Origin of the sequence: Gordonia ajococcus (genome assembly GCF_012974285.1) — a bacterium.
In the GTDB taxonomy this organism is placed as follows: Bacteria; Actinomycetota; Actinomycetes; order Mycobacteriales; family Mycobacteriaceae; genus Gordonia; species Gordonia amicalis.
Genome location: NZ_CP052884.1, coordinates 2,273,499 through 2,287,091 on the forward strand (window position 1 = coordinate 2,273,499; position 13,593 = coordinate 2,287,091).

Annotated in this window: 10 protein-coding genes and 1 riboswitch; of the genes, 8 read left to right on the forward strand and 2 right to left on the reverse strand. The window is 67.2% G+C overall.

Annotated features, from left to right (window positions below; translation table 11 throughout):
* Positions 1 to 104 precede the first annotated feature (104 nt).
* The 8 genes from secA2 to gcvP all read left to right on the forward strand — a co-directional run bounded on the left by secA2 (position 105) and on the right by gcvP (position 9,826).
* Positions 105 to 2,444, forward strand: coding sequence for an accessory Sec system translocase SecA2 (secA2, locus tag GAA2_RS10335; protein ID WP_159405962.1), 2,340 nt, complete (start codon positions 105 to 107; stop codon positions 2,442 to 2,444).
* Positions 2,441 to 3,070 carry a CDP-alcohol phosphatidyltransferase family protein gene (locus GAA2_RS10340; RefSeq protein WP_024497471.1) on the forward strand — a complete coding sequence of 210 codons (630 nt, stop codon included), beginning with the start codon at positions 2,441 to 2,443 and terminating at the stop codon, positions 3,068 to 3,070. The genes secA2 and GAA2_RS10340 overlap by 4 nt, the downstream gene beginning before the upstream one ends.
* Before the next feature lie 20 nt (positions 3,071 to 3,090).
* Entirely contained in the window at positions 3,091 to 3,495 is a 405-nt protein-coding gene (gene gcvH / locus GAA2_RS10345) for a glycine cleavage system protein GcvH (RefSeq protein WP_024497472.1), read from the forward strand.
* A 349-nt stretch (positions 3,496 to 3,844) separates the two neighbouring features.
* A complete protein-coding gene (gene garA / locus GAA2_RS10350) occupies positions 3,845 to 4,297 on the forward strand; it encodes a glycogen accumulation regulator GarA (protein ID WP_005199386.1) in 453 nt (150 codons plus the stop codon).
* A 42-nt stretch (positions 4,298 to 4,339) separates the two neighbouring features.
* Entirely contained in the window at positions 4,340 to 5,026 is a 687-nt protein-coding gene (locus tag GAA2_RS10355) for a MerR family transcriptional regulator (RefSeq protein ID WP_024497474.1), read from the forward strand.
* 157 nt (positions 5,027 to 5,183) lie between these two features.
* A complete protein-coding gene (locus GAA2_RS10360; RefSeq protein ID WP_159405961.1) occupies positions 5,184 to 5,696 on the forward strand; it encodes a bifunctional nuclease family protein in 513 nt (170 codons plus the stop codon).
* Positions 5,697 to 5,949: 253 nt separating this feature from the next.
* Positions 5,950 to 6,591, forward strand: coding sequence for a MerR family transcriptional regulator (locus GAA2_RS10365; RefSeq protein ID WP_006435497.1), 642 nt, complete (start codon positions 5,950 to 5,952; stop codon positions 6,589 to 6,591).
* Between the two features lie 99 nt (positions 6,592 to 6,690).
* Positions 6,691 to 6,786: riboswitch (glycine riboswitch) on the forward strand.
* A 169-nt stretch (positions 6,787 to 6,955) separates the two neighbouring features.
* Positions 6,956 to 9,826 carry an aminomethyl-transferring glycine dehydrogenase gene (gene gcvP, locus GAA2_RS10370; protein WP_159405960.1) on the forward strand — a complete coding sequence of 957 codons (2,871 nt, stop codon included), beginning with the start codon at positions 6,956 to 6,958 and terminating at the stop codon, positions 9,824 to 9,826.
* 198 nt (positions 9,827 to 10,024) lie between these two features.
* Here gcvP and GAA2_RS10375 read toward each other — a convergent pair whose 3' ends face one another.
* Together GAA2_RS10375 and GAA2_RS10380 are read right to left on the reverse strand one after the other, a co-directional pair.
* Positions 10,025 to 11,257, reverse strand: a complete 1,233-nt coding sequence (locus GAA2_RS10375; RefSeq protein ID WP_159405959.1) for a hypothetical protein — start codon at positions 11,255 to 11,257, stop codon at positions 10,025 to 10,027.
* 133 nt (positions 11,258 to 11,390) lie between these two features.
* A complete protein-coding gene (locus GAA2_RS10380) occupies positions 11,391 to 13,583 on the reverse strand; it encodes a malate synthase G (protein WP_159405958.1) in 2,193 nt (730 codons plus the stop codon).
* Positions 13,584 to 13,593: the final 10 nt, after the last annotated feature.

The following is a 13,593-nucleotide window of genomic DNA, read 5'->3' on the forward strand; positions in this document are numbered from 1 at the left end:
ACCCCGCTCTACCAGGGGCCGCGTACCGTTGTTGCTGACCTGACGGGGCCGAGTGGCGCGACGGGTCGTGTAGTGGCCGGGAAACGATCAGGAGAAGTGTTTCGGTGGGAAAGCTGACCAACAGCATGTGGCGACTTCTGGGTGCCCAGTCGACTCGCAATCAGTCGAAGTCGCTGAGTGTGATCAAGGAGGCCGAAGCCCACACCGATTGGGCAGCCGAACTCGACGACGACGCCTTCGTCGGCGAGGCCGAGAAGCTCGACCTCGGGGCGAAGGCCGGCGACCGGGCCAAGTTCCTGGCGCTCGTCCGCGAGGCCGCGGATCGCTCGATCGGACTGCGCCCCTTCGATGTTCAGCTGCAGGGCGCGCTGCGTCTCCTCGAAGGCGACATCGTCGAGATGGCCACCGGTGAGGGCAAGACACTCGCCGGCGCCATCGCGGCGATCGGGCATGTGCTCGAAGGCCATCAGGTCCATGTCATCTCCGTCAACGACTACCTCGCCACCCGCGACGCGGAGTGGATGAAGCCGCTCTTCGCCGTCTTCGGCATTGCGGTGCATGCCATTTCGGAGAGCTCCAGCCGCGAGGAGCGTCGACGCGCCTACGCCGGCGACGTCACCTACGGCTCGGTCAACGAGATCGGATTCGACGTCCTCCGCGACCAGCTGGCCCTGTCCGAGGCCGACCTCGTCTCGCCCAAGCCGGACGTGGCGATCATCGACGAGGCCGACTCGGTGCTCGTCGACGAGGCGCTCGTGCCGCTCGTGCTGGCCGGATCGACCGAGACCGAGGTTCCCGACCAGGCCATCCACGACGTGGTGTCGCGGATGAAGAAGAAGCACTACGAGGTCGACGCCGAGGGCCGCAACGTGACGCTCACCGACGAGGGGGCGGCCTTCGTCGAGGAGGAGCTCGGCGGGATCGACCTCTACAGCGAGGAACACGTCGGGTCCACGCTCGTGCACGTCAGCATCGCGATGCACGCGCACTATCTGCTCGAGCGCGACATCCACTACATCGTCCGCGACGGCGGCGTCCACCTGATCAACGCCTCGCGTGGTCGGGTGGCGCAGCTGCAGCGCTGGCCGGACGGCGTCCAGGCGGCCGTCGAACTCAAGGAGGGTCTCGCCCAGACCGACTCGGGCGAGGTCATCGACACCATCACCGTGCAGGCGCTCATCGGTCGCTACCCCAAGGTGTGCGGTATGACCGGTACCGCACTCGCGGCCGGCGAACAGTTCCGGCAGTTCTACGACCTGCGGGTGTCGCAGATCCCGCCGAACACCGAGAACATCCGTACCGATCTGCCCGACCGGGTCTACGACACCAAGGCCAACAAGGTCGAGGCGATCGTGGCCTACGTCAAGGAGATCCACGAGACCGGACAGCCGGTCCTCATCGGCACCCACGACGTCGCCGAGTCCGAGGAACTCGCCTACTTCCTCGAGAAGGCCGGCGTGTCGTCGGTGGTCCTCAATGCCAAGAACGACGCGCAGGAGGCGAAGATCATCGCCGAGGCCGGCGCGCGTGATGCCGTGACGGTGTCCACTCAGATGGCCGGCCGCGGTACCGACATCCGGCTGGGCGGCTCGGCCGACGACTCCGCGGCCCGCGACGCGGTCGTCGAACTCGGCGGTCTGTGCGTGGTCGGTACCGGACGACACGACACCGAGCGGCTCGACAGTCAGCTGCGGGGTCGCGCGGGCCGTCAGGGCGACCCGGGTACGTCGGTCTTCTTCTCCAGCCTCGAGGATCCGGTCGTCACCAAGAACCTCGCGTTCAAGCGCGATCCGGTGTCGCCCAACGACGACGGTTCGATGGGCAGCAAGGGCATCGACCTCATCGAGCAGGCGCAGCGGATCGCCGAGGGCGTCCGCCTGGAATTGCACGCCAACACCTGGCGATACAACAAGCTCGTCAATCAGCAACGCGACATCATCGTCGGCCGACGCATGAAGATCCTGACCTCCGACACCGCGCTCGAGGAATTGTCCGAACTCGAACCGGAGCGGTACGCCGAACTGACGGGGGAGAAGTCCCCGGCGGAGACCGACGACGAGGTCGCCGTCGAGTCGGTGCCGCGTGACGTGCTCGGCCAGGCGGCGCGGGAGATCGTGCTCTACCACCTCGACCGTGCGTGGGCGGACCATCTCGCCTTCGTCTCCGATGTCCGGGCGAGCATCCACCTGCGGTCGCTAGGCAAGGAGAGCCCGCTCGACGAGTTCCACCGGATGATCCTCGCCGAGTTCGCCGACCTGCCCGCGCAAGCGCTGGAGAAGGCGCGGGAGACGTTCCGCGAGGCGAAGATCACCGCCGACGGCGTCGATCTCGGATCGTCGGATCTGCACCGTTCGACGACGACATGGACGTACATGGTCCACGACAACCTCTTCTCCTCGGGCGGGGCGAAGACGCTGCAGGGCATCATCGGGATCTTCCGGTGACCGAGCCGGAGGCGGCCCCCGCGCCGGCTCCGGACCGGATCGTGACCGTGCCGAACGCGCTCAGCGTGCTCCGGCTCGTCCTCATCCCGGTCTTCGTGTGGTTGCTGCTCGTCGAGAAGTCCGACGGGTGGGCATTCGCGGTCCTGATGTTCTCGGGATTCTCGGACTGGGCCGACGGGAAGCTGGCTCGACTGCTCGATCAGTCGTCGCGGATCGGGGCCCTGCTGGACCCGGCGGCCGACCGGCTCTACATCGTCATCATCCCGCTGGCGTTCGGCGTGCGTGAGTTCCTGCCGTGGTGGCTCATCGGTGTCATCGTCGGCCGGGATGTGCTGTTGTTCGCCACGGCGCCGTTGCTGCGTACTCGCGGTGTGCTGGCACTGCCGGTGCTCTACATCGGCAAGGCCGCGACCTTCGCGCTGATGAGTGCGTTCCCGTGGCTGCTTGCCGGACAGCTCGATTCGGTCGTCGGCGACATCGCGTACCCGGTCGGGTGGGCGTTCATGATCTGGGGCGTGGGGCTCTACCTGTGGTCCTTCGTCCTGTACTGGTATCAGACGATCCTGGTGATGCGACACATGCCGTCGCGCCGTCAGGCCGACACCTCGTCAGACAGTAGAGTCTGACGGGAACGAGAGGGGCTCATGTGACCGACAGCAAAGTGCCAGAGGACCTGCGCTACACCGCAGAGCACGAGTGGATCGAGAAGACCGGGCCGACGACCGTGCGCGTGGGCATCACGGACTTCGCGCAGGATGCGCTCGGTGACGTGGTGTTCGTGCAGTTGCCCGACACCGGGGCGGAGGTCACCGTCGGCGAGTCCTTCGCCGAGGTGGAATCGACCAAGAGTGTCTCCGACATCTTCGGGCCGCTGACCGGTACCGTCAGCGCGGTCAACGACGCACTGGACGCCTCGCCCGAACTGGTCAATTCGGACCCGTACGGCGAGGGCTGGCTGGTGGAGATCGAGGCCGCCGACGAGGCGACCCTCGAGGAGCAACTGGGAGATGGTCTCGACGCCGCGGGCTACCGCGCCGTCATCGAAGGGTAGGACATCCCGCCGATACCACCCGGTGGCTCTGATCGACCTGGCTGATCGCCCCGGTGACGATATGATCGACCGTGCCGGAGTCGACTCGCTCGCCGGTGCGATCGACATGACCGGTACGGTTACGGCAGTGGGAATGAGGCGTGACGTGAGCGGACTTCGCGATCATGCACCGAGATCTACCCGTCCGCACACGTCATGTAGATTCAACCGGCCATCGTGGCGAGAGCCGATTCCGAACCGACGCGAGACCGCGATCGGGACCGGAGACGTGGACGGCCGGACAGTGCGGTTGGCCGAACAGTGCGGTGTGCACTGACAGTGCGATTGCACTGACGACGACGAAGGAGAAGTGGTGAGCGAAAACGACAGGGACTTCGAGGCGCCGGTGGAGACCACCTCGGTGTTCCGGGAAGAGTTCATCAATGAACTCGATGCCGGGACCAGCACCTCGAGTGAGCCGGCCGAGACGGGAGTCGAGCGACTCGCTCCCGGGACCGCGCTGCTTGTCGTGAAGCGGGGGCCCAACGCGGGATCGCGGTTCCTCCTCGACCAGCCGACGACCTCAGCGGGTCGGCATCCCGACAGCGACATCTTCCTCGACGATGTGACGGTCAGCCGTCGTCACGCCGAATTCCGACTCGGCGACAACGAGTTTCAGGTGGTCGACGTGGGCAGCCTCAACGGCACCTACGTCAACCGGGAACCCGTCGACACCGCATCGCTGAGCAACGGCGACGAAGTCCAGATCGGCAAATTCCGTCTGGTCTTCCTGAGCGGTCCGCGCGACGAAGCAGACGCCTGAGAAGTCGTGACGGCGTCCACGGCCCCTCGCGGCGAGGGATCGATGTCGATCGGCACGGTCCTCGCCCAGTTGCGTGATGACTTTCCCGACATCACGATTTCCAAGATCCGGTTCCTGGAATCGGAGGGTCTGGTGACCCCGGAGCGGGCGCCGTCCGGCTATCGGCGATTCAGCGAAGCCGACTGTGAACGGTTGCGCTTCGTGCTGACCGCCCAGCGGGACCGGTATCTCCCGCTGAAGGTCATCAAGGAACAACTCGATGCGATCGACAACGGGAACGGCGGCTTCGGTTCCGGCGGGACCGTGGCGTTGTCCACGGCTCGCGGCACCGTGGCCCCCGCAACCGATTTCGGTGCGCGTGCCGGTCGGGTGTCCCGGGAGTCGCTGATCGAACGGACCGGCGTCGACTCGGCGTTCGTGACCGAACTGCAGCGAAACGGGCTGCTGATCCCGGGCCCGGCCGGGTTCTTCGACGAGGATGCCGTGCGCCTCGTCGAAGCGGCCGCGGCACTGGCCAGCTATGGCCTCGAGACACGCCATCTTCGTGCCTTCAAGGTGTCCGCGGACCGGGAAGCCGGCCTGGTCGCCCAGATCGCCAACCCCATCGCCAAGGGCAAGGGGACCGGTGCCCGGGACCGTGCCGAAGAACTCGTTCGCGAGATCGCGGCGCTGTCGGTGACCCTGCACACGCAGTTGGTCAAGGCCGCCGTCCGCGACGTGCTCGACTGAACACTTTCTCGACCAGCGCACTCCGGCCTCCTCGGTGTCCGCATCGGGCCGAAGTGATCGTGCCGCCCAGCAGCGAGTCGGCCGCCGTGTGTCGCCTGAGCGGTGTAGCGTCGAGGTCATCAATCGATCGCCCTACGAGGCGTCTGGGAGGTGCGAGATGAGCGAGATGCGTGTGGTGGGCATCAGGGTCGAGCCCCCGCAGAGTCAGCCCGTGCTCCTGCTCCGCGAGATCGACGGCGAGCGGTACCTGCCGATCTGGATCGGACAGAGTGAGGCTGCGTCAATTGCCCTGCGTCAGAAGGGAATCGAGCCGCCGCGCCCGCTGACCCATGATCTGATCGTCAATCTCATCAGGGAGTTCGGCCAGACGCTCCTCGAGGTGCGCATCGTCGACATGCAGGAGGGCACCTTCTACGCCGAGATGATCTTCTCGGGCGATCTCCGCGTGTCCGCGCGGCCGTCGGATTCCATCGCCGTCGCGATGCGTGCCGAGGTGCCGATCATCGCCGACGAGGAGGTCCTCGCCGAGGCCGGCCTGCTGATCCCGGAGGAAGAACCCGAGGACGCCACCGCCGAGCCGGTCGACGAGACCAAAGAGGACGAGGTCGAGAAGTTCAAGGAGTTCCTCGACAACGTCTCGCCCGACGACTTCAAGGCCAGCGGCGCCTGAGCTGTCCGTGGTCACGGAACGGCAACCGATAGGTCACCGTTTGTCTCAATCTCAACTTGAGGTTGAGCCTCATGGCGCGTCGCGTTGATCCGGTGTCCCCCGCGGCATAGCGTCAATCCCGACATCGCGCACCATTCAGGGGCCGATGAAGATGTGATCGGCTGACCCGAGCAGGGCCTGGACCGCGTACTGTAGACGTGGATGTCAGGCATGTGATGCGGCATCCGGTCCGAGCTCTGCAAGGGAGACAGAAGTGGGCGATCGTCCGGTCGACAGTGAAGTGACGTCGAGCGACCCGTCACCCGACCACGCTGTGACCGATCGTCCCGCGGGTCCCACCCAGGGCAGTCTCGAGGAGATCGCACCCGGGCTCTTCCCCGACGACACCGTTCCCGACGAACTGGTCGGCTACCGCGTGCCGAGTGCCTGCCAGATCGCCGGCATCACCTACCGCCAGCTCGACTACTGGGCCCGTACCTCGCTGGTCGTCCCGTCGATCCGCGGCGCCGCGGGCTCGGGTAGCCAGCGCCTGTACTCGTTCAAGGACATCCTCGTCCTCAAGATCGTGAAGCGACTCCTCGACACCGGCATCTCGCTGCAGAACATCCGTGTCGCCGTCGACCACCTCCGGAAGCGCGGGGTCGAGGACCTGGCCAAGATCACCCTGTTCTCCGACGGCACCACCGTCTACGAGTGCACGTCGGCCGAAGAGGTCGTCGACCTCCTACAGGGTGGACAGGGCGTCTTCGGCATCGCGGTCAGCGGCGCGATGCGCGAACTCACCGGCACCATCGCCGACTTCCCGGGGGAGCGGGCCGACGGGGGTATCAGCGAGACGGCACCCGAGGACGAACTCGCCGCTCGCCGCAAGAATCGCACCCGCCGTACCGGCTAGCATCCGCACTCTGCCCGCACCCCGCCACGTGATCCTCACGACTCTCGCGATGTCGTCTGGACCAACGGGACGTGGAACTGCGTAGACTGGTGCGCGCGTCGCTACGCCACGGGAGAGCGTCACCGAACACAGGTGACCGCCGAAGGAGCAATACCTCTCCGTCAAACTCTCAGGCACCCGGACCGTGGTGGTGACGGCGTCTCTGGAAAGTGACGATTCGTCGTCCGCCCACGGTGAAAGGTCGTCACGCAACCGCGTGACACCGAATCTCTCAGGCGTCGTCCGGCCCCGGCCGGTGACATGACAGAGGGGGAGGGCGAGCCTGCCGGCACCGAGCCGGCGCCTGCGAGAGGTTGCCCTCACCATGCCCTCAGCCGACACGTCGTCAGCGCCAGTCACCTTCGTGGACCGCCATGTCGGTCCCGACCCCGACGAGACGCAGCGCATGCTCTCGGTGATCGGTGTGTCGTCGCTCGATGAACTCGCCCATCGCGTCATCCCCGCGGTCATCGCGGATGAACTCGACTCGAACGTGCTGGGGGCTCTGCCCAGCCCGCAGAGTGAGAGTGAGGTCCTGGTTGAGCTCAGCGGTCTCGCCGCCCAGAACACCGTGGCCCGTTCGATGATCGGTCTCGGCTACTACGGCACCCACACGCCCGGCGTCATCCTCCGCAACGTCCTGGAGAACCCGGCCTGGTACACGGCGTACACGCCCTACCAGCCGGAGATCAGTCAGGGACGCCTCGAGGCCCTGCTGAACTTCCAGACCATGGTCGCCGATCTCACCGGGATGGAGGTGGCGAACGCGTCGATGCTCGACGAGGCCACCGCGGCGGCCGAGGCCATGACACTGCTGCGCCGCGCCGGCAAGTCGAAGTCGTCGCGCATCGTCGTCGACGCCGATCTCTTCCCGCAGACCCGCGCGGTGATCGAGACCCGCGCGGAGCCGCTCGGCATCGAGGTCGTCGAGGCATCGCTGCATCCGGAGCTGCCGAACCAGGGGCTTCCCGAAGGCGACTTCTTCGGTGTGATCCTGCAGGTTCCAGGTGCTTCGGGTCGGATCGTCGACGCCGCGCCGATCATCGCCGCCGCACACGAGCGCGGTGCACTGGTGGCGGTCGGCGGCGACCTGCTCGCGCTGACGCTGATCACGCCGCCGGGGGACCAGGGAGCCGACGCCTGCTTCGGCACCACCCAGCGTTTCGGCGTTCCCATGGGCTTCGGTGGTCCGCACGCCGGTTACCTGGCGGTCGGTTCGAAGCACGCCCGCCAGCTGCCGGGCCGTCTGGTCGGCATCTCCAAGGACGCCGACGGCAACCTCGCCTATCGCCTCGCCCTGCAGACCCGTGAACAGCACATCCGGCGGGAGAAGGCCACCAGCAACATCTGCACCGCGCAGGTCCTGCTGGCCGTGATGGCGGCCATGTACGCGTCGTACCACGGGCCGGACGGGCTCCGGGCCATTGCGCGCCGCACCCACGACGCCGCGGTTCGTCTGGCGAATTCGCTTGCGGCGGGCGGCTTCTCGGTCACGCACGCCTCGTTCTTCGATACCATCGAGGTCCGCGCCACGGGGCAGGCCGACGTGATCGTCGCCCGGGCTCGTCGTGAGGGCATCGACGTGCGCCGCGTCGACGCCGACACCGTCTCGATCGCCTGCGACGAGACCACCACGGAGGCCGACCTCGAGGGTGTGTTGCGTGCCTTCGACGCCGCCGGTGTGCAGCCCCTCGATTTCGCGCAGCCGATCGAGAACCGCACCAGCGAGTACCTCACCCATCCCGCATTCAACCGGTACCGCACCGAGACCGCGATGCTGCGCTATCTGCGCGCTCTGTCCGACAAGGACATCGCGCTCGACCGCAGCATGATCCCGCTCGGTTCCTGCACGATGAAGCTCAACGCGACCACCGAGATGGAACCCATCACGTGGCCCGGGTTCGCCGGACTCCACCCGTTCGCGCCGGTCGAGGACACCGTGGGCATCCGCGAGCTGATCTCCACGCTCGAGGGCTGGCTCGTCGCCGTCACCGGCTACGACCGGGTGAGTCTGCAGCCGAACGCGGGTTCGCAGGGCGAGTTCGCCGGACTGCTCGCGATCCGCGGCTACCACCGGAGCCGGGGGGATCTCGACCGTGACGTCTGCCTGATCCCGTCGAGCGCCCACGGCACCAACGCCGCGTCGGCGGTCATGGCGGGCATGCGCGTCGTGGTGGTCGGCTGCCGGCAGAACGGCGACGTCGATCTCGAGGATCTGCGCGCGAAGATCGCCGCGAACGAGGGCCGGATCGCCGCCATCATGATCACCTACCCGTCCACGCACGGCGTGTTCGAACACGACATCCGCGAGGTCTGCGGCGCGGTCCACGACGCCGGCGGACAGGTCTACGTCGACGGCGCCAACCTCAACGCACTGGTGGGCGTGGCACGTCCGGGTCACTTCGGCGGCGATGTCAGCCACCTGAACCTGCACAAGACCTTCTGCATTCCGCACGGTGGCGGCGGACCGGGCGTGGGTCCGGTGGCGGTGCGCGAGCATCTCGCTCCGTTCCTGCCCGGACACCCGCTCGCCGACGAACTTCCGGGCACGGCGACCATCGCCGCGGCACCGTACGGTTCGGCGACGATCCTGCCGATCACCTACGCCTACATCGCCATGATGGGTGCGGCCGGTCTGCGCCGGGCGACACTGACGGCCATCACCGCCGCCAACTACGTCGCCAAGCGACTCCGGGACCACTTCCCGGTGCTTTACACCGGTGAGGGCGGTTTCGTCGCCCACGAGTGCATCCTGGACCTGCGCACGATCACCAAGGAGACCGGCGTCACCGTCGACGACGTGGCAAAGCGCTTGGCCGACTACGGTTTCCACGCTCCGACAATGAGCTTCCCAGTGGCCGGAACCCTGATGGTCGAGCCGACCGAAAGCGAGAACCTCGACGAGATCGACGCCTTCTGCGACGCCATGATCGCCATCCGGGAAGAGATCGACCGGGTGGGCAGCGGCGAGTGGCCGGTCGACGACAACCCGTTGCGCGGTGCGCCGCACACCGCCGAGGCGCTGGTGGGCGAGTGGGACCATCCGTACTCGCGGGAGGTCGCGGTCTACCCGCAGGGACTGCCGTCGGCGGGCGCCCGCGCGAAGGTCTGGCCCTCGGTGCGTCGCATCGACGGCGTCTACGGCGATCGGAACCTGGTGTGCAGCTGTCCCCCGATCGAGGCCTACAGCAGCTGATCGCTCCGGTCGACGAGTCGGTGGGTGGCGCGGCGACGAGCGCGATCCCTGCTCGTTGAGTAGGTGAGGAGCGCAGCGACGAGCGCGATCCCTGCTCGTTGACTAGGTGCGGAGCGCAGCGACGAGCGCGATCCCTGCTCGTTGAGTAGGTGAGGAGCGCAGCGACGAGCCGTATCGAAACGACTCGAGCCATCCGGTCTATCCGCCGGCGGTTCCCGAAGGCGCCGGCGAGACCGCAGAACTCGCCGGCAGACTCGTGGGTCCGTAGACCACGCGGTTGATCGCGACGATCGCGCCGTTCTCCGGTGTGGGCATCGGATCAGGGGTACGCGGGAAGGTGACCGTCGCGGTGGCTGCCGGCATCGGGGCGTCGCCGCGGAATCCGAGTTCGGTGAGCAGCTTCAGCTGCTCGGGCTGCGACGCGTAGGCGATGAACTCCGCCACCGCATCAGCCGCCACGTCACTCACCTCCGGCCCGGAGAGACGGATGATCGGGTAGTCCGCGATCGGCGTCGGTCCGCCCGGTATCACCTCGGCCAGACGCGCCGGATCGTCGGACTTGGTCATCTGGAAAAGTCGCTGTTCGGTGATCGGGACGACGTGGATCTCGCTCTTGGCCGGGTCGGCGGCGTTGGCGATCGCGGTCGCCGCGCCCTGCGGGGTGCCGTCGGGGGAGAGCGGTGCGCCGTTGAGCATCGCCTTCACACTCGACGTCACACGCGGTGATTCCGCGTCGGCCGTGGTCAGGGGGCCGGTCGTGCGCGTCACGCGGGTGGCGACGGCCTGCGCCGCGAGCGCGCTCGCGTCGGATTGGGCGCCGACCGGCATGGCCATGCGCAGTGCCCCCCAGCCCTGCAGGCCGAACTCGGTGAGCGAGGCGTCGCGTCGTTGCAGGGTCGGGATCTGGGACCAGTCGAGCTGGTCGCCGGCGGCCCGGGCGAATTCCGGCGAGACCGCGAGGACCACCGGGGTCGAGACGAGCGATCGGTTGCTGCCCTCGATCAGATCGGGTTGGGCCGAGGCCAGGTCTGCCGACCACACCGAGGACTGCGGTACCCACGCGGCCGGGTACGCGCCCATCGATTCGGCTTCCCAGGTACCGGTGAGGCCGTCGAGGGTGATCTTCGCGTCACCGGGACGGACTGCGACGGTGATGCAATGGTCGCGGACCACGGGCTTGGTGTCGGCGAAGGCGGTCGCGATCGCGGCGAGACCGGGCGCGATGTCGGGATCGGCGACGATCGGAACCGACGCGGCACCCTCGACACACTGGGCGGCCGCGTCGTCGGCCTGTCGGTTGATGCGGTCGCCGAGGTCCTGCCAGGCCACCACGATGGCGGCGACGAGCAGGATCGAGAGCAGTGCGAATACGACACCTCGGCTGACGCCACGGTTGCGGATGCTCTCCCCGCGGTTCCGATGATGTGCCAACGCCGATGCCCTCCCTGCCGTGTGCGCCGGGATCGGGTTTTCCCCGGTCGATGTCCAGCGCAGGGTACGACGATACGCCGTGCCGGTCCACCGGGGACCGGCACGGTCGTATCAGTGCGTCGTGACCGCGGTGTCAGCCGGCCGCGTTGGCGGCCTTGTACTCGCGACGGCGGCGGTGCAGGATCGGCTCGGTGTAGCCGCTGGGCTGCGTCGTGCCCTCGAGGATCAGCTCCTTGGCCGCCTGGAAGGCGATGTTGGAGTCGAAGTCGGGAGCCATCGGACGGTAGGCGCTGTCGCCGGCGTTCTGGCGGTCGACGACGGGAGCCATCCGCTCGAGCGAGGCGACGATGTCGGCCTCGCTGACGATGCCGTGGCGCAGCCAGTTCGCCAGCAGCTGGCTGGAGATACGCAGCGTGGCGCGGTCCTCCATCAGGGCGACATCGTGGATGTCGGGCACCTTCGAGCAGCCGACACCGTGATCGATCCAGCGGACCACATAGCCCAGGATCGACTGGCAGTTGTTGTCGAGCTCCTGCTGCTTCTCCTCGTCGGACCAGTCGGTCTTCGCCGCCAGCGGCACCGTGAGGATGTCGTCGACCGTGGCCGGATCGCGCTTGGCGATCTCGTCCTGACGCTCGAAGACGTCGACCTGGTGGTAGTGCAGCGCGTGCAGGGTTGCAGCGGTCGGCGAGGGCACCCACGCGGTGGTGGCACCGGCCTTGGGGTGACCGATCTTCTGCTCGAGCATGTCGGCCATCAGGTCCGGCATGGCCCACATGCCCTTACCGATCTGTGCCTTGTGCTGGAGTCCCGCGTGCAAGCCGGTGTCGACGTTGAAGTCCTCATACGCCGCGATCCACTTCTGCTGCTTCATCTCGGCCTTGCGGACCATCGCACCGGCCTCCATGGAGGTGTGGATCTCGTCGCCGGTGCGGTCGAGGAAGCCGGTGTTGATGAAGACGACGCGCTCGGAGGCGGCCTTGATACACGCCTTCAGGTTCACCGTCGTACGGCGTTCCTCGTCCATGATGCCGACTTTGAGGGTGTTCTCGGGCAGGCCGAGGACCTTCTCGACGCGGCCGAACAGCTCGACGGTGAACGCGACCTCGTCGGGGCCGTGCATCTTCGGCTTCACGATGTAGACCGAGCCGGTCCGCGAGTTCTGGAGGCCCTCACTGCTCATGCCGTGGATACCGATCAGCGAGGTGACCAGGCCGTCGAGGATGCCCTCGGGGACCTCGTTGCCCTCGGCGTCGAGGATCGCGTCGTTGGTCATCAGGTGACCGACGTTGCGGACGAACAGCAGCGAGCGGCCGTGGAGGTCGAAGGTGGTGCCGTCGGGGGCCGTGTACTCGCGGTTGCCGTTGAGCACGCGGGTGAAGGTCTTGCCCCCCTTGGTGACCTCTTCGGCGAGATCGCCCTTGTTCAGGCCCAGCCAGTTTCGGTAACCGGTGACCTTGTCCTCGGCGTCGACCGCGGCGACCGAGTCCTCGAAGTCCATGATCGTGGTGATCGCCGACTCGACGACGACATCCTTGATGCCGGCCGGATCGGTGGAACCGATCGGCGACGCCGGATCGATCTCGATGTCGAGGTGAAGGCCGTTGTTGCGCAGCAGGATCGAGGACGGCGAACCGGCGTCTCCGCGGTAGCCGACGAAGGCGGCCGGATCGGCCAGCGTCGAGGTGGCGCCCCCGTCGAGGGTCACCTGAAGGGCGCCGTCCTGAACGGCGAACGATCGCACGTCGGTGTAGCTGCACTGTTCGAGCGGAACGGCCTTGTCCAGGAAGTCCTTCGCGTAGGCGATGACCTTGTCGCCACGGACCTTGTTGTACGACGACCCCTTCTCGGCGCCGTCGGTCTCCGGGATCGCGTCGGTGCCGTACAGGGCGTCGTAGAGCGAACCCCAGCGGGCGTTCGACGCGTTGAGCGCGAAGCGCGCGTTGAGAACCGGGACCACGAGCTGCGGCCCGGCGGTCTCGGCGATCTCGCGGTCGACGTTGCCGGTGGTGATCTGGAAGTCCGCGGGCACCTCGGCGAGATAGCCGATCTCGGTGAGGAACGACTTGTAGGCGTCGAAGTCGGCGGTGCCGGGCTTCAGATCCGCGTCCTTGTGGTCACGGTGCCACCCGTCGATCTTGGTCTGGAGATCGTCGCGGACGGCGAGCAGCTCGCGGTTGCGCGGGGCGAGGTCGGCGATCACCGATGCGGCACCCGACCAGAAGGCGTCGGTCTCTACACCGGTGCCGGGCAGCGCCTCGTTGTTGATGAAGTCGTACAGGACGGAAGCGACCTGCAACCCGTTGACGGTGATCCGGTCCGACATGATTGCCTTT

What these genes read in the sequence shown, in the direction of transcription:
- GAA2_RS10360 (WP_159405961.1), top strand. Translation starts at nt 5,184, where the DNA reads ATGAGCGAGATGCGTGTGGTGGGCATCAGGGTCGAGCCCCCGCAGAGT.
- gcvP (WP_159405960.1), top strand. Translation starts at nt 6,956, where the DNA reads ATGCCCTCAGCCGACACGTCGTCAGCGCCAGTCACCTTCGTGGACCGC.
- GAA2_RS10355 (WP_024497474.1), top strand. Translation starts at nt 4,340, where the DNA reads ATGTCGATCGGCACGGTCCTCGCCCAGTTGCGTGATGACTTTCCCGAC.
- GAA2_RS10380 (WP_159405958.1), bottom strand. Translation starts at nt 13,583, where the DNA reads ATGTCGGACCGGATCACCGTCAACGGGTTGCAGGTCGCTTCCGTCCTG.